Source organism: Janibacter cremeus, from assembly GCF_013409205.1.
Taxonomy (GTDB): Bacteria; Actinomycetota; Actinomycetes; order Actinomycetales; family Dermatophilaceae; genus Janibacter; species Janibacter cremeus.
On the sequence record NZ_JACCAE010000001.1, the window covers coordinates 3054447 to 3078958 of the forward strand.

18 protein-coding genes and 2 rRNA genes are annotated in these 24512 nt (G+C 67.4%); 16 read left to right on the plus strand and 4 right to left on the minus strand.

Annotated elements, in window-relative coordinates; all coding sequences use genetic code 11:
- Positions 1-15 precede the first annotated feature (15 nt).
- On the plus strand, positions 16-1212 hold the full coding sequence (locus BJY20_RS14550; protein ID WP_185992193.1) for a low temperature requirement protein A: 1197 nt from the start codon (positions 16-18) through the stop codon (positions 1210-1212).
- A gap of 54 nt (positions 1213-1266) precedes the next feature.
- On the opposite strand, the gene BJY20_RS14555 is transcribed toward BJY20_RS14550, so the two are convergent.
- Complete coding sequence (locus BJY20_RS14555; RefSeq protein ID WP_185992194.1) at positions 1267-2814, minus strand: catalase; 1548 nt, start codon at positions 2812-2814, stop codon at positions 1267-1269.
- 41 nt (positions 2815-2855) lie between these two features.
- Positions 2856-3302, minus strand: coding sequence for a Fur family transcriptional regulator (locus BJY20_RS14560; RefSeq protein WP_185992195.1), 447 nt, complete (start codon positions 3300-3302; stop codon positions 2856-2858).
- Between the two features lie 94 nt (positions 3303-3396).
- Here BJY20_RS14560 and BJY20_RS14565 point away from each other — a divergent pair, with 94 nt between their 5' ends.
- Genes BJY20_RS14565 through BJY20_RS14620 form a run of 12 tightly spaced genes read left to right on the plus strand, consistent with a single transcriptional unit; the run spans position 3397 to position 16655 of the window.
- Positions 3397-4302, plus strand: coding sequence for an SMP-30/gluconolactonase/LRE family protein (locus tag BJY20_RS14565; RefSeq protein WP_185992196.1), 906 nt, complete (start codon positions 3397-3399; stop codon positions 4300-4302).
- An 11-nt stretch (positions 4303-4313) separates the two neighbouring features.
- Positions 4314-5408, plus strand: coding sequence for a phenylalanine--tRNA ligase subunit alpha (gene pheS, locus BJY20_RS14570; RefSeq protein WP_185992197.1), 1095 nt, complete (start codon positions 4314-4316; stop codon positions 5406-5408).
- On the plus strand, positions 5408-7927 hold the full coding sequence (gene pheT / locus BJY20_RS14575; RefSeq protein WP_185992198.1) for a phenylalanine--tRNA ligase subunit beta: 2520 nt from the start codon (positions 5408-5410) through the stop codon (positions 7925-7927). The genes pheS and pheT overlap by 1 nt, the downstream gene beginning before the upstream one ends.
- A complete protein-coding gene (locus BJY20_RS14580) occupies positions 7924-8655 on the plus strand; it encodes an SDR family oxidoreductase (protein ID WP_185992199.1) in 732 nt (243 codons plus the stop codon). The genes pheT and BJY20_RS14580 overlap by 4 nt, the downstream gene beginning before the upstream one ends.
- A gap of 37 nt (positions 8656-8692) precedes the next feature.
- On the plus strand, positions 8693-9736 hold the full coding sequence (argC, locus tag BJY20_RS14585; protein WP_185992200.1) for an N-acetyl-gamma-glutamyl-phosphate reductase: 1044 nt from the start codon (positions 8693-8695) through the stop codon (positions 9734-9736).
- Complete coding sequence (argJ, locus tag BJY20_RS14590; RefSeq protein ID WP_185992201.1) at positions 9733-10884, plus strand: bifunctional glutamate N-acetyltransferase/amino-acid acetyltransferase ArgJ; 1152 nt, start codon at positions 9733-9735, stop codon at positions 10882-10884. The genes argC and argJ overlap by 4 nt, the downstream gene beginning before the upstream one ends.
- A 34-nt stretch (positions 10885-10918) precedes the next feature.
- The gene (gene argB / locus BJY20_RS14595) at positions 10919-11893 is read left to right on the plus strand and encodes an acetylglutamate kinase (protein ID WP_185992202.1); all 975 of its coding nucleotides are present in this window, start codon (positions 10919-10921) and stop codon (positions 11891-11893) included.
- Complete coding sequence (locus BJY20_RS14600) at positions 11893-13110, plus strand: acetylornithine transaminase (RefSeq protein ID WP_185992203.1); 1218 nt, start codon at positions 11893-11895, stop codon at positions 13108-13110. The genes argB and BJY20_RS14600 overlap by 1 nt, the downstream gene beginning before the upstream one ends.
- On the plus strand, positions 13107-14045 hold the full coding sequence (gene argF, locus BJY20_RS14605) for an ornithine carbamoyltransferase (RefSeq protein WP_185992204.1): 939 nt from the start codon (positions 13107-13109) through the stop codon (positions 14043-14045). Before BJY20_RS14600 ends, argF begins: the two co-directional genes overlap by 4 nt.
- Positions 14042-14557 carry an arginine repressor gene (locus BJY20_RS14610; protein WP_185992205.1) on the plus strand — a complete coding sequence of 172 codons (516 nt, stop codon included), beginning with the start codon at positions 14042-14044 and terminating at the stop codon, positions 14555-14557. Before argF ends, BJY20_RS14610 begins: the two co-directional genes overlap by 4 nt.
- Positions 14554-16020 (plus strand): argininosuccinate lyase, encoded by a 1467-nt coding sequence (gene argH, locus BJY20_RS14615; protein WP_185992206.1) that lies wholly within the window; start codon positions 14554-14556, stop codon positions 16018-16020. Before BJY20_RS14610 ends, argH begins: the two co-directional genes overlap by 4 nt.
- A gap of 23 nt (positions 16021-16043) precedes the next feature.
- Positions 16044-16655, plus strand: a complete 612-nt coding sequence (locus BJY20_RS14620; RefSeq protein WP_281366142.1) for a DNA-3-methyladenine glycosylase — start codon at positions 16044-16046, stop codon at positions 16653-16655.
- Here the strand turns inward: BJY20_RS14620 and bfr are convergent.
- A complete protein-coding gene (bfr, locus tag BJY20_RS14625) occupies positions 16642-17130 on the minus strand; it encodes a bacterioferritin (RefSeq protein ID WP_185992207.1) in 489 nt (162 codons plus the stop codon). The two genes, BJY20_RS14620 and bfr, sit on opposite strands and share 14 nt — an antisense overlap.
- Positions 17117-17338, minus strand: coding sequence for a (2Fe-2S)-binding protein (locus tag BJY20_RS14630; RefSeq protein ID WP_185992208.1), 222 nt, complete (start codon positions 17336-17338; stop codon positions 17117-17119). Before BJY20_RS14630 ends, bfr begins: the two co-directional genes overlap by 14 nt.
- 174 nt (positions 17339-17512) lie before the next feature.
- Between BJY20_RS14630 and tyrS the strand changes: the two genes are divergently transcribed.
- From tyrS to BJY20_RS14645, 3 genes are all read left to right on the plus strand, one after another.
- A complete protein-coding gene (tyrS, locus tag BJY20_RS14635) occupies positions 17513-18772 on the plus strand; it encodes a tyrosine--tRNA ligase (RefSeq protein WP_185992209.1) in 1260 nt (419 codons plus the stop codon).
- Between the two features lie 611 nt (positions 18773-19383).
- Positions 19384-20908: ribosomal RNA gene (locus BJY20_RS14640) — 16S ribosomal RNA — on the plus strand.
- 420 nt (positions 20909-21328) lie between these two features.
- Positions 21329-24441 (plus strand): 23S ribosomal RNA (locus BJY20_RS14645).
- The 16S and 23S rRNA genes sit together here, the layout of an rRNA operon.
- The last annotated feature ends 71 nt before the right edge of the window (positions 24442-24512 follow it).

A 24512-nucleotide genomic window follows, 5' to 3' on the forward strand; every position in this document is an offset into this window, starting at 1 on the left:
GCTTGACTGGACCACATGGCCACAGCCGCAGCGTCGAACGGGCAGCCCGTCCGCGCGCCGCGTGGTGGTCCGGCGCGCGCGGCGGGGCGCGTGCACTGGATGGAGCTGCTCTTCGACCTGGTCTTCGTCGCCTTCGTGGGCCAGCTGGCGCACGGGATCCACGGTGACCCGGGGTGGCGTGAGATCGCGACCTTCGTCCTGCTGTTCTTCCCGGCGTGGTGGGCCTGGGTGAACATCGTCGCGGTGGTCAACCTCCTGCCCGACCTGACCGCCCGCGGGTTGGGCCTGTCCATGCTCACTGCGATGGCAGCCGCCGGCCTCATGGCTGCTGCTGCACCCGAGGCGCTCGGCGACCGGGCCTGGGCGTTCTCCGTGGCCAACGCCGCCCTGCGCGTGGTCCTGCTCGTGCTGTGGCTCCACAGGCAGCGCCACGCCAGCGGCGCAGCGTCGCGGTGGCGCATCTGGATCTACAACGGCGGGACCGCCGCGCTGTGGCTGGTGGCCGCCCTGCTGCCCCTGGACAGCGCCGTCGTCGTGTGGGCCGTGGCGATCCTCGTCGAGGTGGTCATGGTGGCTGTGAGTGCGCGGCTGCAACCCGAGACCGGGATCGCCGGCATCAACGTCGAGCACGCCGCCGAGCGCCTGGGGCTGTTCGTCGTCATCGTGCTCGGCGAGTCCGTGTTCACGATCGTCATGCAGGTCTCGGCGCTGTGGAGCCCGGGCGCCCGGCTCACGGGCGCGCTGGGCTTCCTCGTGGTGGCCCTGCTGGGCTGGACGTTCTTCCAGTACGGCATCGGCACGCTGAACGAGGGGCTGGAGAGGTTGGCGCGCAGGCGGGACTTCGGCGGCGTCGTGCTGACGGCACTGCTGATGCCCTTCCTGCTCGTGGTGGGCGTCACCGCGATGGCGGGGGCGATCTCGACGGCGATCTCGGCCCCCTTCGACACCCTCCCGATCGGGTCAGGGATCACCCTCGGCGGCGGTCTGGCCCTGTTCTACCTGACGAACGCCGTCGTCTCGCTGCGGTACGGGCAACCGGCCCGCGCGGTGGTGCCGTGGTCGATCCCGGCCGTGGGGCTGAGCCTGGTGCTCGTGCCGGCCAGCGTCGCCGTGCCCGCCGCATCCCTGCTCGCGATGGCGGCGGTGCTCGTCCTCGGGCTCACCGGGTACGTCGAGGTGCGCCGGCACGCAGGCGCCCGCCGGGGGGCATGACGAAGGGGGTGGGACCAGCGTGAACTGCTCCCACCCCCTTCATCCTGCCGTGGCTCAGCTGCTGGCCTCGCGCAGCACCTCGCCGGTCTCCACGTCACCGGCATGGGCTGCCTCATTGGTCTCCTTGACGCGGCGCCCGATCTCGGCATCGATGTTGGTCCAGTACTCGTAGACCCGGGACAGGACCGGGTCCGCCACGCCGCCGAGCGACCCGGCGACCGTCTCGACGAGGCGGTCGCGCTGGGCGTCGGAGAACACCTCGCGCACGAGTGTTCCCGGCTGACCGAAGTCGTCGTCCTGCGAATGCAGCTCGTAGGCGGAGCGCACCATCTCGCCGTCGGTCTCCCAGCCGTCGTCGACCGGGCCCTGCTCGTCCGCGTGCGGGCGGCCGAAGCTGTTGGGCATGTATGTCGGCGCGGCGCCGGAGTGCTCGTAGCGCATCGGCCCGTCGAAGGAGTAGTGGTTCTCCTGATCGACGGCCGGCCGGTTGACCGGCAGCTGGTGGAAGTTCGGACCGATTCGGGCCCGGTGGGCGTCGGCATAGGCGAAGACACGTCCCAGGAGCATCTTGTCCGGGGAGAAGCCGATCCCCGGGACGGTGTTGCTCGGCGCGAAGGCCGCTTGGTCGATCTGGGCGAAGAAGTTCACCGGGTTCTCGTCGAGGGTCATCGTGCCCACCTCGATGAGCGGGTAGTCCTCGTGCGGCCAGGTCTTCGTCAGGTCGAAGGGGTTGAACCGGTAGGTGTTCGCGTCCTCGTACGGCATGATCTGCACGGACAGCGTCCACGTCGGGTGTTCGCCCCGCTCGATGGCCTCGAAGAGGTCGCGACGGTGGAAGTCGGCGTCCTCACCGGCGATGCGGTCGGCCGCCTCGTTGGTGATGCCTTCCACGCCCTGCTGGGTGTGGAAGTGGTACTTCACCCAGAACTTCTCGCCCGAGGCGTTGACCCACATGTAGGTGTGGCTGCCGTAGCCGTTCATGTTCCGCCACGAGCGGGGCAGCCCGCGGTCGCCCATGAGGTAGGTGACCTGGTGGGCGGACTCGGGGTTGTTGGTCCAGAAGTCCCACTGCATCGTGTTGTCGCGCAGCCCGCTGTCGGGCAGGCGCTTCTGGCTGCGGATGAAGTTGGGGAACTTCAGCGGATCCCGGAGGAAGAAGATCGGCGTGTTGTTGCCGACGAGGTCGAAGTTGCCCTCGGAGGTGTAGAAACGCAGCGCGAAGCCGCGTACGTCGCGCCAGGTGTCGGGGGAGCCGAGCTCGCCGGCGACGGTGGAGAAGCGGGCGAGCATCCGGGTCGTGGCTCCGGGCTGGAAGACGGCGGCCTTGGTGTACTTCGAGACGTCCGCCGTGACCTCGAAGCGGCCGAAGGCGCCGGCCCCCTTGGCGTGCGGCTTCCGCTCGGGGATGTTCTCGCGGTTGAAGTGCGCGAGCATGTCGACGAGGTGGGTGTCGTGCAGCAGCAGCGGTCCATTGCTCCCCACGGAGAGGCTGTTGCGGTCGCTGACCGTGGGGGAGCCGTTGATCTGGGTCGAGGGGCCGGAGACGTCGAGAGCTCCTCGGGCGTCGGACCTGGGCTCGGGGGTGGCGGGAGTGGTGGACATCTGCTGCTCCTCTTTCTCTGTGGGGTGGGGTGCAGTACAGGTCAGGGTATGGCGACCGCGGTCGCGGCGCAGGCGGGGCAGATGCCCCAGTAGATGACCTCGGCCTCGTCGATGGTGAAGCCGTGGTCGTCTGCGGCGTCGAGGCACGGGGCCTTGCCCGGCGCGCACTCGACGTCGGTCATCGACCCGCAGGTGCGGCAGACGAGGTGGTGGTGGTTGTCGCCGAGCTCGATCTCGAACCGGGCCGGGTGGCCGGCCGGCTCGAACTTGCGCACGAGACCGATCCCGGCCAGGGCCGCGAGGATGTCGTAGACGGCCTGGGTGCTCACGGACCCGAGTCGCTCACGTGTGCACCGGGTGATCGTGTCGACGTCGGCGTGCGGGTGCGCGGACAGCTCACGCAGCACAGCGACCCTCGGGGCCGTGACGCGCATGGAGCGCTCACGCAGCAGCCCGGCGGCGACGTCTGGATCGATCATGGTGCTCATCACGAACAAGAATCCCACCAATACTTGAATGAGTCAAGAAACGAGCGGCGCTCTCGACCGCCCGGACGAGACGTCGGAACGTAGGTTGCCCACCATGAACCTGCGCCACCTGCTCGATCGGCTGCGCCGCCTCGGCCAGCGACTGCGCGACCTGCTGCGCCGACTACGCCGGTCACCGACCGACTCGCACGAGTCCGGGGCGGTCATCCCCCTTCGCCCGGACAGCACCGACGTGCCGCAGGGACTGGCCTGGGACGAGGAGCACGAGGAGTTCGTCTACACGTTCTACGACGCCGACGACCACACCGCCGGCCGGGTCGTCTTCGCCGACCGCGACGGAAGGGTCAGCGCACAGGCCCCGCTGAGCGGGCTGGGCCACTACGGGGGGATCACCCTCCACGGCGGGCGCACCTATGTCTGCGGTGCCGGGGCGGTGCAGGTCCACGCCACCCAGCGGTTGCGGCAGGGGATCGGCGAGCCGCTGATGACCGTGAGGGTGAGGGCCAGCTCCACGGTGACCTCCCACCAGGACGGCCTCTACGTGACGACGTTCCGACGTGACCGGCCCGAGCGCATGTACCGCTATGACCTCGACCAGGACGGCACCCCCGTCGAGACCGGAGCAGTCTTCACGGTGCCGCCGCAGACCCAGGGGGTGGCCTTCGCGCCGGACGGGACCGTGTACTTCTCCCGCAGCTGGGGGCGCAGCCGGCCCTCGGTCCTCACCCGGGTGGAGGCGGCGGACCTGGCCGCGGACGGTGGCTGGACGGCGCAGAACGGCCGGGACACCCCCCTTCCCCCGATGGCGGAGGGGTCGGTCGTCGTCGACGGGCGGCTCCACCAGCTCTACGAGTCCGGCGCGGCGCCCTACCGGCGTTACCAGCGCGCCCATGGGCTCCTGTCCCTGCTCCGGGGTCCACTGGCGCCGCGCGAGCGGCTGACCGCCCACGACGTGGGCGGGAGCCAAACCCGCGGGACCCACGCGCAGGGCCCACCGTAGACTCTGGCCTCGTGTCAGGACCCAACACGAACTACGACCCGGTCGAGGTCGCCGCGCTCGATCCGCAGACGATCGAGGAGGCCGTCCGGGCCGCCCTCGCTGCCGTCGCGGAGGCCGCGAGCTTCGACGAGCTGAAGCGAGCGCGCGCCACCCACCAGGGGGACAAGTCCCCGCTGGCTCTGGCCAACCGCGAGATCGGCGCGTTGCCGCCGAGCGCCAAGGCCGATGCCGGCAAGCGCGTCGGCCGGGCCCGAGGCCAGGTCGCCCAGGCCCTCAAGGCCAGGCAGGCCGAGCTCGAGGCGGAGCGGGACGAGCGGATCCTCGTCGAGGAGACCCTCGACCTGACGGTCGGGCGTGCGCATCCGCGCCTGGGCGCTCGGCACCCGATCAGTCTGGTCATCGAGCGGGTCGAGGACATCTTCGTCGGGATGGGCTGGGAGATCGCCGAGGGTCCGGAGATCGAGTCCGAGTGGTTGACCTTCGACGCGCTCAACATCGGCCCGGACCACCCGGCCCGGGGTGAGCAGGACACCTTCTTCGTCGAGCCCGCGGACGCGGGCGTCATCCTGCGCACGCACACCTCCCCGGTCCAGATCCGCACCATGCTCGACCGGGAGCCCCCGATCTACGTGCTGTGTCCGGGCAAGGTCTTCCGCACCGACGACCTCGACGCGACGCACACACCGGTCTTCCACCAGTTCGAGGGTCTTGTCGTGGACAAGGGCATCACGATGGCGCACCTGCGCGGAGCGCTCGACACCTTCGTGCAGGCCCTCTTCGGCGAGGAGGTGGAGACTCGGCTGCGGCCCAACTTCTTCCCCTTCACCGAGCCCAGTGCCGAGATCGACTGCCGTTGTTGGGTGTGCCTCGGCGAGGACACCGGCTGCCGCACGTGCGGTGGCACCGGCTGGATCGAGATGGGTGGGTCCGGCATGGTCAACCGCCGTGTGCTGGCGGCCGGCGGGATCGACCCGGACGAGTACACCGGCTTCGCCTTCGGCCTGGGCATCGAGCGCTCGCTCATGCTGCGCCACGGCGTCGCCGACATGCGAGACATCATCGAGGGAGACGTGCGCTTCTCGGCCGCGTTCGGGATGGAGATCTGATGCGGGCCCCCATCGAGTGGCTGCGTGAGCTGACCGAGGTCGACCCCGAGGCCACGGGGGCGGACGTCGCCGCCACCCTCGTACGCGTCGGTCTCGAGGAGGAGGAGATCCACGGCGGCGGGGTCACCGGACCCCTCGTCGTCGGCAGGGTCCTGCAGCGAGTGCCCGAGGAGCAGAAGAACGGCAAGACGATCAACTGGTGCCAGGTGGATGTGGGGTCCGCGAACGGCACTGGTGAGCCGCAGGGCATCGTCTGCGGCGCGCACAACTTCGACGTGGGTGACCTGGTCGCGGTGATCCTGCCCGGTGGCGTGCTTCCCGGGAACTTCGAGATCTCCGCACGCAAGACGTACGGCCACGTCAGCGCCGGCATGATCTGCTCCCTGCTCGAGCTCGGCCTCGGGCAGGACCACGACGGGATCATCGTGCTCACCGATCATCTGGCCGGCCGCCCGGACGTCCTCGCCGGGCTCACCCCGGGCGAGGACCTCATCCCCGTGCTCGGTCTCGACGCCGAGACGGTCGAGGTCAACGTGACCCCTGACCGCGGGTACTGCTTCTCCATGCGCGGCATCGCGCGGGAGTACGCGCTCTCCGCCTCAGCCGCATTCCACGACCCGGCCGACCTGCCGGTCGCCGACGCGAGTGGCCCCGGCTACGAGGTGCGTCTGGCTGACGACGCACCGATCGACGGTGTCCCCGGCTGCGACCGCTACGTCGCACGGGTGGTCCGCGGCATCGACGCGACGGCGACCTCGCCCGAGTGGATGCGCCACCGCCTGACCGAGGTCGGCATGCGACCGATCTCGCTGGCCGTCGACGTCACGAACTACGTGATGATGCTCCTCGGTCAGCCGCTGCACGCCTTCGACCTCGACACGCTCTCCGGGGCGATCGAGGTCCGTCGGGCCCGCGAGGGCGAGACGCTGATGACACTCGACGACGTGGAGCGTCAGCTCAGCCCCGCGGACCTGCTCATCACCGACGGCGGCACCACACCGCTGGCGATCGCCGGGGTCATGGGCGGTGAGACGAGTGAGGTCTCCGCCTCGACGAGGAACGTGCTCGTCGAGTCCGCCCACTTCGACCCCGTCACGGTCGCCCGCTCCGCCCGTCGCCACCGACTGGCCACAGAGGCCTCCAAGCGATTCGAGCGTGGCGTCGACCCGGCCATCGCGGCCGCCGCGGCCCAGCTGGCCGTCGACCTGCTCGTCGAGCACGGTGGCGGTACTGCGGACCCGACCGGAACCGACGAGGGCACGCCGCTCCTCCCGCCGGCCTTCTCCATCGACCCGCAGCTGCCCACCCGCTACATCGGCCTCGAGTACCCGCGGGAGGAGGTCGTCGAGACCCTCACGGCGATCGGGTGCACCGTCACCGGCGACGGCGAGAGGCTCGTTGTGACGCCGCCGACCTGGCGCCCCGACCTGGTCGACGGGCCCGACCTGGTCGAGGAGGTCGCCCGGGTGCGCGGCTACGACCAGATCCCGTCGGTCGTTCCCAGGGCCACTGCCGGTCGGGGCCTGACCCACGGACAGCGTTCCCGCCGTGTCGTCGCGCGCTCCCTCGCCGGCAGCGGCCTCATCGAGGTGCTCTCCTACCCCTTCACCGGGACCGACCGCCACGACGAGCTCGGCCATGCGGCGGACGACCCCCGTCGCGAGACGGTGCGCCTGGCCAACCCGCTCCAGGACGAGGCGCCCCTGATGCGCACGTCCATCCTGGACACCCTCGTCGACACCCTGCGCCGCAACGTCTCCCGTGGCCACCGCGACGTCGCCCTCTACGAGATCGGCCTGGTCACGGCCGAGGGGGTGCGACCCCTTCCCCTGCCTCCGGGCGGTGCACTGCCCGGCGCCCAGGACCTCGAGCAGATCACGAAGGGGGTGCCCCGCCAGCCCAGGCACGTCGCCATCGTGGCGGCCGGCAACGTCGTCCCGGCCGGGCCGTGGGGCGAGGCCCGGGCCGTCGATGCCGGCGACGTGGTCGGGTGGGCCCGGATCGTCGGGTCCTGCCTCGGCCTCGACCTGCAGGTGAGCGCCACCGAGCGCACGCCCTTCCATCCCGGACGATGCGTCGCGCTCTCCCTGCCCGACGGGACCGTCGTGGGGCACGCCGGCGAGCTGCACCCCAAGGCAGTCGGTCGGTTGGAGCTGCCCGAGCGCACCGTGGCGGCCGAGGTCGACCTCGACGCCGTCATCGACGCCTCCGGGGAGCCGGTCAGACCGGACCAGCTCTCGACCTACCCGGTCGCCAACACCGACGTCGCCCTCGTCGTCGACGAGGCGGTGCCCGCCAGCGCGGTCGGGTCGGCCCTGCGCTCGGGAGCCGGTGAGGCACTGGAGACGCTGACTCTCTTCGACGTCTACCGCGGCGACCAGGTGGGCGAGGGCCGCAAGTCACTGGCCTACCGGCTCACCTTCCGCACCAACCGCACGCTGAAGACCCACGAGGTCAGCGCCCTGCGCGACAAGGCGGTGGGCGCGGCCTCCTCGGCCACCGGGGCCCAGCAGCGATGACCGGGGTCGCGGTCGTCACCGGGGCGTCACGGGGGATCGGGCGCCTGCTCGCCGAAGCCCTCGAGGGCGCCGGCTGGGGCGTCGAGCGCGGGTCGAGTGCCGTCGCCGACGTCACCGATGCCGCGTCGGTGCGTCGGTGGGTCGACGACGTGCTCGCCCGGCACGAGCGGATCGACCTGCTCGTCAACAATGCCGGTGTCGTCGATGCCGAGGTGCCGCTCGAGGAGTCCGACCCGGACGACTGGTGGCGCTCGATCGAGGTCAACGTCCGCGGCCCCTACCTGATGACCAGGGCGGTGCTGCCGATCATGCTCGAGCAGGGCTCGGGCCGGATCGTCAACCTCAACTCCGGGTCCGGCACGAAGCCGGGTGAGGTCGCTTCCGCCTACAACGTCGGCAAGTCCGCGCTCGGCCGGATCACCGGGTCGACGCACCAGTCGGGACGGCGGCACGGCGTGCTGGCCTTCGACTTCGCTCCGGGAGTCGTGCGCACCGACATGACGCGGTCGATGCCGCGCCACGACGACCGCACCGAGTGGACCGACCCGGCCGAGGTCGTCGAGCTCTTCCTCGCCCTGACCGACGGACGCCTGGACGCGTGGTCCGGTCGCATGGTCCGGGCCGGCGATGACACCGTGGAAGCCCTCCTGGCGGCGACCCCCACGCTGGCGCCGGGGCACCGGACCGTGGGGTTGGTCCCCTACGGCGAGGATGACCCGCTCCGCTGATTGCATGGACTGTCGTTAACGCGTATATTCATGCACCATGATCACCGCAGCCGTTGCCGGTGCCAGTGGATACGCCGGTGCCGAGATCGTCCGCCTCCTCCTGGCCCATCCCGACATCGAGGTCGGCGCCCTCACCGCCTCCGGTAATGCAGGGACCCGATTCGGCGACCTGGCGCCACACCTGCAGCCGGTCGCCGACACGGTCCTGCAGCCGACGAGCGCCGAGACGCTGGTCGGCCACGACGTCGTCTTCCTCGCCCTCCCGCACGGTCACTCGGCGGCCATCGCCGAGGCTCTGCCGCCCGAGGTGACGATCATCGACTGCGGCGCCGACTTCCGGCTCGATGACGAGCAGGACTGGACGCACTACTACGACACCCCCTTCGCCGGTACGTGGCCCTACGGTCTCCCCGAGCTCGTGCGTGCGGGTGGCGACAAGCACCGCACGGACCTCGTCGGTGCCCGTCGCATCGCCGTCCCCGGGTGCTACCCGACGGCGATCAGCCTCGCGCTGGCACCCGGGCTGGCAGCCGGCGTCATCGAGCCCGAGGACATCGTGGTCGTCGCCGCGTCCGGCAGCTCCGGGGCCGGCCGCTCGACCAAGCCGCACCTCATCGGTGCCGAGGTCATGGGAGCGATGAGCCCCTACGGCGTCGGGGGAGGGCACCGGCACACGCCGGAGATCGAGCGCAACTTCACCCGGGCCGCGGGGCGGCCCGCCAGCGTCTCCTTCACCCCGACACTCGCCCCGATGCCACGCGGCATCCTCGCCACGACGACCGCCCGCGCTGCTGACGGCGTGGACGCGGCAGCCGTGCGCGCGGCGTGGGAGCGGGCCTACTCGGATGAGCCCTTCGTCCACCTCCTGCCCGAGGGCCGGTGGCCGCACACCGGCAGCGTGCTGGGCTCCAACCTCGTCCACGTGCAGGTCACCCTCGACGAGCGCAGCGGTCGCGTCGTCGCCGTGGCCGCCGAGGACAACCTGACCAAGGGCACCGCGGGTGCCGCGGTGCAGTCCATGAACCTTGCGCTCGGGCTCCCCGAGACGACCGGCCTGCCGATGACGGGAGTGGCGCCGTGAGCACGACGACACCGGCCGGATTCCGCGCCTCGGGCGTGACCGCAGGCCTGAAGCCGAGCGGCCGCCGCGACGTCGCGCTCGTCGTCAACGACGGACCCGACCGCCATGCGGCAGCGGTCTTCACGACCAACCGGGTCGAGGCGGCACCCGTGACGTGGTCCCGCCAGGTCCTCACGGACGGGCGCGCCGACGCCGTCGTCCTCAACTCCGGTGGCGCCAACGCGTGCACCGGGACCCAGGGCTTCACCGACACCCACACCACGGCCGAGCACACCGCTGCCGCGCTCGACGTCTCGGCCGGTGACGTCGTCGTGTGCAGCACCGGCCTGATCGGTGAGCTCCTACCGATGGACACGCTCACCGCCGGCGTCACCGTTGCCGCCGGTGCCCTCGACGAGCACGGGGGAGCGGCTGCGGCCGAGGCGATCATGACGACCGACACGGTGGCCAAGACCGCTGCCGTCACCCGCCGCGGATGGAGCGTCGGCGGCATGGCGAAGGGGGCCGGCATGCTCGCCCCGGCGCTGGCCACGATGCTCGTGGTCGTCACGACCGACGCCGTGACGAGCGCCGCCGACTTGGACGCCGCCCTGAAGGAGGCGACGCGCACCACCTTCGACCGGATCGACTCCGACGGCTGCATGTCCACCAACGACACGGTGCTCGCGATGGCCTCCGGGGCCTCTGGCGTGTCCGTCGACCGGGCGGACCTGACCGGGGCGATCCGTCAGGTGTGCGCCGACATGGCCCGTCAGCTCATCGGTGACGCCGAGGGCGCCCACCACGACATCGAGATCATCGTGCGCAACGCGGCGTCGCAGGAGGACGGCCTCGAGGTCGCCCGCAGCATCGCGCGCAACAACCTCTTCAAGTGCGCGATCTTCGGCAGGGACCCCAACTGGGGCCGCGTGCTCGCCGCCGTGGGAACCACGCGAGCAGCATTCGAGCCCCACCAGCTGGACGTGGCGATCAACGACGTGCAGGTGTGCCGTGCCGGTGGGGTCGGTCAGGACCGCTCGCTCGTCGACCTCGAGCAGCGTGAGGTGCGTGTCGAGGTCGACCTGCACGCCGGCGCCGAGGAGGTCACGGTGTGGACCAACGACCTCACCCACGACTACATCCACGAGAACTCCGCCTACTCCACCTGACCCATTCCGCCTGACGCACCAGGAAGACCACCACATGCACTCGGACACCACCCTGCGCGGTGCGATCGACGCCGCCGCACTGCGCGTGGCGCGGAGCAAGGCGACGACACTCGTCGAGGCCCTGCCCTGGCTCGAGCAGTTCCGCGGGGCGCTCGTCGTGATCAAGTACGGCGGCAACGCCATGACCGACGAGACGCTCAAGGCCGCCTTCGCCAAGGACATCGTCTTCCTGCGCTACGCAGGCCTGCGTCCGGTCGTCGTGCACGGCGGCGGTCCCCAGATCCAGACGATGCTCGACCGTCTCGGCCTGGCGAGCGAGTTCAAGGGCGGGCTGCGCGTCACCACCCCCGAGGTCATGGACGTCGTGCGGATGGTGCTCACCGGCCAGGTCGGACGCGAGCTCGTCGGGCTGCTCAACCAGCACGGTCCCGTCGCCGTCGGCATGTCCGGCGAGGACGCGGGACTCTTCGGCGGTCGTCGTCGCCGGCTGGAGGTCGACGGGGAGAGCGTGGACATCGGACTCGTCGGTGACGTCGAGTCCGTGGATCCCGCCGCGGTCCTCGACATCCTCGACGCCGGCCGCATCCCCGTCGTGTCGACGATCGCACCCGACCTCGACGCCGACGGCCAGGTGCTCAACGTCAACGCCGACACCGCGGCCTCCGCGTTGGCCGTTGCCCTGCATGCTCAGAAGCTCGTCGTCCTCACCGATGTCGAGGGCATCTACGCGGACTGGCCCGACCGCGACTCGCTGCTGTCCCACCTGAGCGTCTCCGGCGCCCGCGACCTGCTCGACCAGGTCGACACCGGCATGATCCCCAAGCTCGAGGCGTGCATCCGCGCCGTGACGAAGGGGGTGCCACAGGCCCACGTCGTCGACGGACGCCAGCCGCACTCGATGCTGCTGGAGATCTTCACCTCCGAGGGCTTCGGGACGATGATCCTGCCCGACGAGCACGGCACCACGGACACCGACGCCGACGACACCGAAGGTGAGGGCACCCCCTGATGAACACCGTCTCCCCGGACCAGCAGGCACTCCTGGAGCGATACCGCGCCAGCCACATCGGGGTCTTCGGCATGCCCGGCCTCGTGCTCTCGCACGGCGAGGGTGCGTACGTGTGGGACGTTGACGGCAACCGCTACCTCGACCTGCTCGGCGGGATCGCCGTCAACGCTCTCGGACACGGCCACCCGGAGCTCGTCGCGGCGGTCTCGACGCAGGCCGGCGCTGCCCTGCACGTGAGCAACTTCTTCACCACGCCGACGCAGATCGAGGCCGCCGAGAGCCTGCTGCGCATCGCGCAGGCGCCGCAGGGGTCGGGCGTCTTCTTCGCCAACAGCGGCTCCGAGGCGGTCGAGACGGCGATCAAGCTGTCCCGGCGCACGGGCCGCACCGGCATCGTCGCCGCCGGCGGCGCCTTCCACGGCCGCACCACTGGGGCGGTGAGCCTGACGCACAAGGAGGCCTACCGAGCCCCCTTCGAGCCCCTCCTTCCCGGGGTCACGCACGTTGCGCCGGGAGACATCGACGCCTTGCGCGCCGCCGTCGGGCCGGAGACCGCGATGGTCCTGCTCGAGCCGATCCAGGGGGAGGCAGGCGTGGTCCCCACCCCGCCCGGCTACCTCGCGCAGGCCAGGGAGATCACCCGCGAGGCGGGAGCCCTGCTCGTCCTGGACGAGATCCAGACCGGGGTCGGTCGTACCGGCGCGTGGTTCGCCCACCAGCTCGAGGGAGTCACCCCGGATGCGATGACCGTCGCCAAGGGACTGGGCGGCGGGGTACCGATCGGTGGCCTCGTCACCTTCGGTCCCGAGGTCACCGGGCTGCTCACTGCCGGTCAGCACGGGTCGACCTTCGGCGGCAACCCCCTGGCCTGCAGCGCCGCCCTGGCCGTCATCGCGACGATCGAGTCGGAGGGGCTCCTCGAGCACGCCGTGCAGGCGGGGCAGTTCCTCGTCGAGCGGGTCACCTCCCTCGGGCACCCGCTGATCGCGGGCGTGCGCGGAGCCGGCCTGCTGCGGGCGATCCGTCTCACCGAGCCGATCGCCCCGGCCGTCGCGGCCAGCTGCCGCGCCCACGGCTTCATCGTCAACCCGGTGGCGCCCGATGCGCTGCGCCTGGCCCCGCCCCTGATCATCACGACCGACCAGCTCGCCACCTTCGTCGACGCCCTTCCGGCGATCCTCGATGCGGCCGCCGAGCAGACCCCGGAGACACCATGACCACCCGCCACATGCTCGCCGACGACGACCTGACCCCGACCGAGCAGTCCGCCGTGCTCGACCTGGCCGAGCACCTCAAGACCGACCGCCACGCCGAACAGCCCCTCGCCGGGCCGCGGGCCGTCGCCGTCATCTTCGACAAGCCCACGCTGCGCACCCAGCTGTCCTTCGCCACTGGTGTGGCAGAACTCGGCGGATACCCGATGTCGGTCGACGGGAGCCTCGCCCAGATCGGCACCCGGGAGTCGATCGCCGACGTGGCTCGGGTGATCGGCCGCCAGGTGAGCGCGATCGTCTGGCGCACCCACGGGCAGGACCGCCTCGAGGAGCTCGCCTCCCACGTCGACGTGCCGGTCATCAACGCACTGACCGACGACTACCACCCGTGCCAGCTGCTCGCAGACCTGCTGACGATCCGTGAGCACAAGGGCGGGACCGCCGGCCGCACCCTCGCCTACCTCGGCGACGGCGCGAACAACATGGCGCACTCGTACCTCCTCTCCTGCGCGATGGCCGGGATGCACGTCCGCATCGGGACGCCCACTGCGCACCGACCAGCCGCCGACGTCCTCGCCCGCGCAGAGACGATCGCTGCGGAGCAGGGCGGCTCCGTGCTCGTCACCGCCGACCCGGTGACCGCCGCCGACGGGGCCGACGTGCTCGCGACAGACACCTGGGTGTCCATGGGTATGGAGGGGGAGAAGGGCGACCGCACCGGCCAGTCCTCTCCCTTCGCCGCCTTCGCCGTCACCCGGGAGCTGCTCGCGCACGCTGCCGGGGACGCGATCGTCCTGCACTGCCTGCCGGCCTACCGGGGCCTGGAGATCGAGGCCGAGGTGATCGACGGCGACCAGTCGGTCGTCTGGGACGAGGCCGAGAACAGACTCCACGCGCAGAAGGCCCTGATGACCTTCCTCCTGACCGCCTCGTCATGATCCCCGCCACCCGACCGGGGCGGCAGGCCCGCATCACCGAGCTGCTGCGCGAGCACGCCGTGCGCAGCCAGACCGAGCTGCTCGCCCTGCTCGCCGCCGACGGCATCGAGGTCACCCAGGCGACCCTGTCGCGTGACCTGCTCGAGCTGCGCGCCGAGAAGGTGCGCATCGGTCGGGACCTCGTCTACGCACTTCCCGGCGAAGGGGGTGATCGCACCCCTCGCGCCGCGGTGGGCCGGATCGAGATCGACGACAGGCTGCGGCGTCTGTGCGAGGAGCTGCTCGTCACCGCACGCAGCAGCGCCCAGCTCGTCGTGGTGCGCACCCCGCCGGGTGCCGCGAACTACCTCGCCTCGGCCATCGACCACGCGCGCTGGCCCGAGGTGCTCGGAACGATCGCCGGGGATGACACGATCATGGTCATCACGGGCTCGCCCGACGAGGGCCTGGCCCTGACCGACCGACTGCTGGGCCTGACCCAGACCGCCCCCGACACCCAGGAGACACCGTGACACCGGACAGCCCGGACCAGCCCGCACCGAGCGCACTCTCGGGGGAGCGGGTCAGTCTGTGGGGTGGTCGCTTCGCCGGCGGTCCGAGCGACGCCCTGGCGGCGTTGAGCAAGTCCACCCACTTCGACTGGCGACTGGCGCCCTACGACATCGCCGGCTCTCGGGCCCACGCCCGGGTGCTGCACTCCGCCGGCCTGCTCGACGAGGCGAACCTCTCGGCGATGCTGCAGGGGCTGGCCCGGCTGGCCGAGGACGTCGAGACCGGCGCCTTCGTCCCCGCCGAGGACGACGAGGACGTGCACACGGCGCTGGAGCGTGGGCTCATCGAGCGCGTCGGGACCGACGTCGGCGGCCGGCTGCGTGCGGGCCGCTCGCGCAACGACCAGGTGGCCACCCTCTTTCGGATGTACCTGCGCGACCACGCCCGGGTCGTGGCCGGGATGCTCCTCGAGGTCGTCACGGCGCTGGTGGAGCAGGCCGAGACCCACATCGACGTCCCGATGCCCGGGCGCACCCATCTGCAGCACGCCCAGCCGGTGCTGCTCAGTCACCACCTGCTCGCCCACGCGTGGGCGCTGCTGCGTGACGTCGAACGCCTCGTCGACTGGGACCGCCGCACCTCGCTGAGTCCGTACGGGTCCGGTGCGCTGGCCGGGTCCTCGCTCGGGCTCGACCCCGAGGCCGTCGCCAGCGACCTCGGCTTCTCCGGTGCGGTGGAGAACTCCATCGATGGCACCGCCTCGCGCGACTTCGTCGCCGAGTTCTGCTTCGTCGCGGCGATGTCCGCCGTGGACGTCTCCCGCCTGGCCGAGGAGGTCATCCTCTGGGCCACGAAGGAGTTCTCCTTCATCACCCTCGACGACGCCTTCTCGACCGGGTCGAGCATCATGCCGCAGAAGAAGAACCCGGACGTCGCCGAGCTGGCCCGCGGCAAGGCCGGTCGCCTCGTCGGGGACCTGGCCGGGCTGCTGACCACGCTGAAGGCCCTGCCGCTCGCCTACAACCGTGACCTGCAGGAGGACAAGGAGCCGGTCTTCGACGCGGTCGACACCCTCGAGCTGCTCCTGCCGGCGTTCTCCGGGATGGTCGCGACGCTGACCTACCACGGGGGTCGGATGGCCGCCCTCGCGCCGCAGGGCTTCTCCCTCGCGACCGACATCGCCGAGTGGCTCGTTCGTCAAGGTGTGCCCTTCCGTGTCGCGCACGAGGTCGCAGGTGCCTGCGTCCGGGAGTGCGAGGACCGTCAGATCGAGCTGTGGGACCTCACCGACGAGGACCTCGCCCGGATCAGCGGTCACCTGACGCCCGGGGTGCGCGAGGTGCTCTCGGTCGCCGGGTCACTGGCCTCCCGGGACGCGAAGGGCGGCACTGCCCCCGACCGGGTCCGCGACCAGATCGGCGCCGCACGGGCCCGGGTCGAGGATCTCGGCGCCTGGGCGGCCACCCGGATCGAGGCGCGCTGATCGCACCCTCCCGTGGCCGGCGCCTGAACGTCGGCGACCTCGCGCGGGACCCGCTCGAGGTCGCCCGGTCGCTGCTGGGCGCGCACCTCGTCGGTCGCGGGGTCACCCTGCGACTGACCGAGGTCGAGGCGTACCACGGCGAGGTGGATCCCGGATCGCACGGGTACCGGGGGATGACCCCGCGCACCCGGGTGATGTTCGGCCCGGCTGCGCACCTGTACGTCTACCGCAGCTACGGCATCCACTGGTGCTGCAACATCGTCTGCGGGACGAAGGGGGAGTGCGCAGCCGTCCTCGTGCGTGCCGGTGAGGTGGTGGCGGGGGAGGACCTCGTGGCCGAACGCCGGCCGGGGTTCGGCCGGCGCGAGTTCGCCCGTGGCCCCGGCCGGCTCACCCGGGCGATGGCGATCGACGGCGAGGACGACGGGGCGCCGTTGACGGGACGGGATGCTCCCTTCGCGCTGTACGCGCCGCGGGAAGCGCTCCCCGACGCATCGGTACGCACCGGGCCCCGGGTGGGAGTCTCCGGCCCCGGGGGCGACGGGGCGCTCTACCCGTGGCGGTACTGGATCGACGGCGAGCCGACTGTCTCGGTGTACCGCCCGGGCAGGGCCCGCAGGGTCAGGCCGGATTGACGGAGACGTCGACCTGCTGGGCGAGGTAGTTCTCCATGCCGACGCGGGTGCATGCGTCGAGCTGGGCCTCGAACCAGTCGGCGTGGGCCTCCTCGTCGCGGGCCATGCCCTCGAAGACGTTGGCGGTGGCGTGGTCGCCGAATCCGTGGCACTCATGGGCAGCGGCGTTGAAGGTCTTGATCGCGTGCAGCTCGCTGGCCAGGGCCAGCTCGAGCATCTCGACGGCGTTCTCGCCGACCTGGATGTTGTTCAACTTCTGCACGTTGGGGTGCCCGTCGAACATCAGGATGCGCTCGATGAGTTCGTCTGCGTCCTTCATCTCGCCGATGGAGAGGTCGTAGAAGACCTTCCCGAGGCGGGGCATTCCCCAGTTGTCGAGCATGCGGGCGTTGAGGAAGTACCCGTTGACGACGGTCAACTCGATGGTGAGCGCCTCGTTCAGGAGGGTGATGACCTTCGGATCAGCTGGCTGCACGTTCGACCTCCGCGACAGTGGGGAAGGAGTCCTGCGGACCCTCGGCTTCCACAGTGTCGCAGAGAATGCGGCGCACGGAGAAGACACAGGCACCGCAATCGCGCCCTGCTCCCGTGCTCGCGCACACCTGGGAGAGGGTGGTCGCGCCGGCGGCCGCGGCGTCAGCGATCTGCTTGTCGCCGACGACGGCGCAGTTGCACACGATCACCAGATGTCCCTTCGTTGGTGAGGCAAGGCATACCTTAACCCATGCCGCCCCCGGCCGTCACCCCGTTCCGGATGGCGGATCGGTGTGGCTCCACGCAGCGTCGAAGGCGCATGAAAGGCTGTCCCCGGACGGCCAGCAGGCACGCCCGAACCACCCGGGAAGGACCGAGATCACGTGACCGACATCCTCGACGAGCTGCAGTGGCGCGGACTGGTGTCGCAGACCACCGACGAGGCCGCCTTGCGGGCGGCGCTCGCCGAGGGACCGATCACCCTCTACTGCGGGTTCGACCCCACGGCGCCGTCCCTGCACTTCGGTAATCTCGTGCAGCTGATCGTGCTGCGCCACCTGCAGCGTGCCGGGCACCGGGTCATCTGTCTCGTCGGCGGATCGACCGGACTCATCGGTGATCCACGACCGAGCGCGGAGCGGGTGCTGAAGACCAAGGAGCAGACCGCCGAGTGGGTCACCCGGATCCAGGACCAGGTGCGCCCTTTCCTGCAGTTCGAGGGTGCCAACGCCGCGATCACGGTGAACAACCTCGACTGGACCGGCCCGATGTCGGCCCTGGACTTCCTGCGGGACGTCGGCAAGTACTTCCGCGTCAACCAGATGATCCGCAAGGACGCCGTGGCCGCGCGGCTGAACAGCGACGAGGGCATCTCCTACACCGAGTTCAGCTACCAGATCCTGCAGGGACTCGACTTCCTCCAGCTCTTCCGCGAGTACGGCTGCACGCTGCAGACGGGCGGTCAGGACCAGTGGGGCAACCTCACCGCCGGCTCGGACCTGATCCACCGGGCCGAGGGGGAGTCGGTGCACCTGCTGACGACACCGCTGATCACCGACGCCCACGGGAACAAGTTCGGCAAGTCCGAGGGCAATGCGGTGTGGCTCGACGCGCAGATGACGAGCGCGTACGCCTTCTACCAGTACTGGGTCAACGTCGAGGACGCCTCCGTGGCCCACCTGCTCAAGGTCTTCACCGACCGCACACCCGAGGAAGTCGCGGAGCTCGAGCGGCTCGTGGCGGACGAGCCCTGGCGCCGCGCAGCCCAGCGGACCCTTGCCGCCGACATGACCACCCTCGTCCACGGGGAGGCGGCCACCGCCGCGGTGCAGACGGCCTCCGAGGCACTCTTCGGCAAGGGCGATGTCCGCACCCTCGACGAGCAGACCCTCGTGGACGCCACCAGCGAGCTCCCCGGTGCCCAGGTGCCGGTGGGCACCGGACTGCTCGATGCCTTGGTTGCCACAGGCCTGGTGGAGTCGAAGAAGGCCGCTCGTCGCGCGATCGGCGACGGTGCCGTCTCGATCAACGGGGACAAGGTCGGCGACGAAGCCCATGTTCTCGGGCCGGGGGACTACCTGTACGGCCGCGTAGCCGTGGTGCGCCGGGGCCGCAAGAACCTTGCCGCAGCTCGCCTGAACTGACCCGAGAGGGTCTGTCCGACACCCGATTTGGCGTGCGAGAGATCCGTGTTCTAGTGTTCTTCATGTCAGCCCGAGAGGGAGGAACGGACACCACGCGGTGGCCCTTGAAGGGTCACACCAAGTAGGCCGGTCCCACTGGGCTGATTCCCTCCCAGGACGGTCCGATCACCTCAGGGTGAACACGGAAAACCGAGTTGGAGCCGAGGCAGTCGGACTGCTAAGGTGGGAAGTCGCCGCAGACCAAAATCTGCTGGCCTCATCCGATCAGGACGAGGACAGTGAGTTTGACTCTGTTGCGGCCGAGTAGTAAGTTAGCGAAGTTGCCCCTTGTGCGGTTCACTGGTTGGTGGGTTGTGTGGGGTGTGCGTGTGAATCTTGAGAACTCAACAGCGTGTCAAATGATCGATGCCAATACCTCGTTTCTTGGCTGATTGTTGCTGGCTACTTTTGTGGTTGGTGATGGTTGGTTGGGGAGCATATTTTCTTTGGTTGATTGAGATGATTAGCAGTTTTTGCTAGTTGTTCTTGCTCAGCTGGGATTGTGAGCCCTTTGTTGGGTTATTGATTGGCTCTTGGTCCTGCATTTTGTGTGGGGTTGGGGGTTTTTATCATCAACGGAGAGTTTGATCCTGGCTCAGGACGAACGCTGGCGGCGTGCTTAACACATGCAAGTCGAACGGTGAAGCTCCAAGCTTGCTTGGGGTGGATCAGTGGCGAACGGGTGAGTAACACGTGAGCAACCTGCCCCAGACTCTGGAATAAGCGCTGGAAACGGCGTCTAATACTGGATATGAGATACGCCCGCATGGGTAGTGTCTGGAAAGTTTTTCGGTTTGGGATGGGCTCGCGGCCTATCAGCTTGTTGGTGAGGTAATGGCTCACCAAGGCGACGACGGGTAGCCGGCCTGAGAGGGCGACCGGCCACACTGGGACTGAGACACGGCCCAGACTCCTACGGGAGGCAGCAGTGGGGAATATTGCACAATGGGCGAAAGCCTGATGCAGCGACGCCGCGTGAGGGATGACGGCCTTCGGGTTGTAAACCTCTTTCAGCAGGGAAGAAGCGAAAGTGACGGTACCTGCAGAAGAAGCACCGGCTAACTACGTGCCAGCAGCCGCGGTAATACGTAGGGTGCGAGCGTTGTCCGGAATTATTGGGCGTAAAGGGCTTGTAGGCGGTTTGTCGCGTCTGCTGTGAAAATCCGAGGCTCAACCTCGGACTTGCAGTGGGTACGGGCAGACTAGAGTGTGGTAGGGGAGACTGGAATTCCTGGTGTAGCGGTGAAATGCGCAGATATCAGGAGGAACACCGATGGCGAAGGCAGGTCTCTGGGCCACTACTGACGCTGAGAAGCGAAAGCATGGGGAGCGAACAGGATTAGATACCCTGGTAGTCCATGCCGTAAACGTTGGGCGCTAGGTGTGGGACTCATTCCACGAGTTCCGTGCCGCAGCTAACGCATTAAGCGCCCCGCCTGGGGAGTACGGCCGCAAGGCTAAAACTCAAAGGAATTGACGGGGGCCCGCACAAGCGGCGGAGCATGCGGATTAATTCGATGCAACGCGAAGAACCTTACCAAGGCTTGACATATACCGGAAACATCCAGAGATGGGTGCCCCTTTTTGGTCGGTATACAGGTGGTGCATGGTTGTCGTCAGCTCGTGTCGTGAGATGTTGGGTTAAGTCCCGCAACGAGCGCAACCCTCGTTCTATGTTGCCAGCACGTAATGGTGGGGACTCATGGAAGACTGCCGGGGTCAACTCGGAGGAAGGTGGGGATGACGTCAAATCATCATGCCCCTTATGTCTTGGGCTTCACGCATGCTACAATGGCCGGTACAATGGGCTGCGAATCCGTAAGGTGGAGCGAATCCCAAAAAACCGGTCTCAGTTCGGATTGGGGTCTGCAACTCGACCCCATGAAGTCGGAGTCGCTAGTAATCGCAGATCAGCAACGCTGCGGTGAATACGTTCCCGGGCCTTGTACACACCGCCCGTCAAGTCACGAAAGTCGGTAACACCCGAAGCCGGTGGCCCAACCCTTGTGGGGGGAGCCGTCGAAGGTGGGACTGGCGATTGGGACTAAGTCGTAACAAGGTAGCCGTACCGGAAGGTGCGGCTGGATCACCTCCTTTCTAAGGAGCTTTGAATTGCTGTCTGCCACGTGTGTGGTGGGTGGTTAATGCTCGGTTGTGTCGGCGAGTGTCCGGCAGCCGGGTGCTCTGGGTGGAACATCGATCATGACATCGTGGCCGTGCCTGGCCGTTCTAGTACCTGCAGTCTCATGTTGTGTGGGGGTGTGGTGGAGCGGGCGTGTTGGGTGTGGTGTGGGTGTCGGACACGTTGTTGGGTCCTGAGGGTTCGGGCGTGAGCTTGTTCCTGATGGCCAACGAGAAGGCTCGCTGCTGTTGTGGTGGTGGGTTGTTGGTTGTGGGCCCTGCCTGGCAGGCGAACTGCTACGTGCATCTTCGGGTGTGGTGGTGGGCGTGTGCGTTTCAGTTGCAGGGTGCTGCCCGTATGTTGAGAACTACACAGTGGACGCGAGCATCTTTGTGGCTCAAGTTTTTAAGGGCGCACGGTGGATGCCTTGGCACCAGGAACCGAAGAAGGACGTAGGAATCTGCGATAAGCCTCGGGGAGTCGATAACCAGACTGTGATTCGAGGATTTCCGAATGGGGAAACCCGGCTGGAGGCAAGTCCAGTCACTCCCGGCTGAATATATAGGTCGGGTAGAGGGAACGTGGGGAAGTGAAACATCTCAGTACCCGCAGGAAGAGAAAACAATTGTGATTCCGTGAGTAGTGGCGAGCGAAATCGGATCAGGCCAAACCGCACCTGTGTGATAGCTGTCAGGCGTTGCAGGTGCGGGGTTGTGGGACATGACGTCTCGGGACTGACATCCCGGGCGGGAGTGATAAATCTGCGTCATAGTCGAAGAGTCTTGAATGGCTCGGCATAGAGGGTGCGACCCCCGTAGACGAAATGATGCAGACTCTTGTGTTGTGTTCCCAAGTAGCACGGGGCTCGAGAAATCCCGTGTGAATCTGTCGGGACCACCCGATAAGCCTAAATATTCCCTGGTGACCGATAGCGGACAAGTACCGTGAGGGAAAGGTGAAAAGTACCCCGGGAGGGGAGTGAAATAGATCCTGAAACCGTGTGCCTACAATCCGTCGGAGCCTCCTTGTGGGGTGACGGCGTGCCTTTTGAAGAATGAGCCTGCGAGTTAGTGCTCAGTGGCAAGGTTAACCCGTGTGGGGAAGCCGTAGCGAAAGCGAGTCCGAAGAGGGCGTCATAGTCGCTGGGTCTAGACCCGAAGCGGAGTGATCTACCCATGGCCAGGTTGAAGCGACGGTAAGACGTCGTGGAGGACCGAACCCACTTAGGTTGAAAACTGAGGGGATGAGCTGTGGGTAGGGGTGAAAGGCCAATCAAACTCCGTGATAGCTGGTTCTCCCCGAAATGCATTTAGGTGCAGCGTCACGTGTTTCTTACCGGAGGTAGAGCTACTGGATAGCTGATGGGCCTCACCAGGTTACTGACGTTAGCCAAACTCCGAATGCCGGTAAGTGAGAGCGTGGCAGTGAGACTGCGGGGGATAAGCTCCGTAGTCGAGAGGGAAACAGCCCAGATCACCAGCTAAGGTCCCTAAGCGTGTGCTAAGTGGAAAAGGATGTGGAGTTGCAGTGACAACCAGGAGGTTGGCTTAGAAGCAGCCATCCTTGAAAGAGTGCGTAATAGCTCACTGGTCAAGTGATTCCGCGCCGACAATGTAGCGGGGCTCAAGCACACCACCGAAGCTGTGGCATTGACGCATTGCTTGACGCACTTTGTGTGTCCAGGCGTGTTGATGGGTAGGGGAGCGTCGTGTGGCGAGTGAAGCGGCGGAGTGATCCAGTCGTGGATGCCACACGAGTGAGAATGCAGGCATGAGTAGCGAATGACGGGTGAGAAACCCGTCCGCCGAATAACCAAGGGTTCCAGGGTCAAGTTAATCTGCCCTGGGTAAGTCGGGACCTAAGGCGAGGCCGACAGGCGTAGTCGATGGACATCCGGTTGATATTCCGGAACCGGCGAAGAACCGCCCCTGATGAATCCAGTGATGCTAAGCGCCTGAAGCTCACCACAGGCATCTTCGGATGTCGCCGGTGGGTGGAACGCGTGACCCGATCTGGTAGTAGTCAAGCGATGGGGAGACACAGGAAGGTAGCCTCCGCGTGGCGATGGTAGTCCACGTCCAAGGGTGTAGGGCGAGTCGTAGGTAAATCCGCGACTCATGTGCCCAAGGCCTGATGGTGACCGCTTTTGCGGGAAGCAGGGTGATCCTATGCTGTCGAGAAAATCCTCTAGCGAGGTTCTAGCCGCCCGTACCCCAAACCGACTCAGGTGGTTGGGTAGAGAATACCAAGGCGATCGAGTGAATCGTGGTTAAGGAATTCGGCAAAATGCCCCCGTAACTTCGGGAGAAGGGGGGCCCGGACCCTGAAGCTCTTTACGGGCTAGGGGAAAGGGCCGCAGAGACCAGGGAGAAGCGACTGTTTACTAAAAACACAGGTCCGTGCGAAGTCGCAAGACGATGTATACGGACTGACGCCTGCCCGGTGCTGGAAGGTTAAGAGGACCGGTTAGCTCTCTTTGAGGGCGAAGCTGAGAATTTAAGCCCCAGTAAACGGCGGTGGTAACTATAACCATCCTAAGGTAGCGAAATTCCTTGTCGGGTAAGTTCCGACCTGCACGAATGGCGTAACGACTTCTCCACTGTCTCAACCACGAACTCGGCGAAATTGCATTACGAGTAAAGATGCTCGTTACGCGCAGCAGGACGGAAAGACCCCGGGACCTTCACTATAGCTTGGTATTGGTGATCGGGACGGCTTGTGTAGGATAGGTGGGAGACGTTGAAGCATGCACGCCAGTGTGTGTGGAGTCATCGTTGAAATACCACTCTGGTCGTTCTGGTTATCTAACCTCGGTCCGTGATCCGGATCAGGGACATTGCCTGGTGGGTAGTTTAACTGGGGCGGTTGCCTCCTAAAATGTAACGGAGGCGCTCAAAGGTTCCCTCAGCCTGGTTGGCAATCAGGTGGCGAGTGCAAGTGTACAAGGGAGCTTGACTGCGAGACAGACATGTCAAGCAGGGACGAAAGTCGGAACTAGTGACCCGACGGTGGCTTGTGGAAGCGCCGTCGCTCAACGGATAAAAGGTACCCCGGGGATAACAGGCTGATCTTCCCCAAGAGTCCATATCGACGGGATGGTTTGGCACCTCGATGTCGGCTCGTCGCATCCTGGGGGTGGAGTATCTCCCAAGGGTTGGGCTGTTCGCCCATTAAAGCGGCACGCGAGCTGGGTTTAGAACGTCGTGAGACAGTTCGGTCCCTATCCGCTGTGCGCGTAGGAAACTTGAGAGAGGCTGACCCTAGTACGAGAGGACCGGGTTGGACGAACCTCTGGTGTGTGAGTTGTTCTGCCAAGGGCACCGCTCATTAGCTACGTTCGGGAGTGATAACCGCTGAAAGCATCTAAGCGGGAAGCATGTCTCAAGATGAGGTTTCCATGAACTACGGTTCGAGAGGCTCCCAGTAGACGACTGGGTTGATAGGCCAGATGTGGAAGTGCAGCAATGCATGGAGCTGACTGGTACTAATAAGCCGATGACTTGATACACACACAACACTTGTTGCGTAAAGAAGTAGTGCTCCGCGTCCACTGTGCAGTTCCCGAGATACGGTCAGACC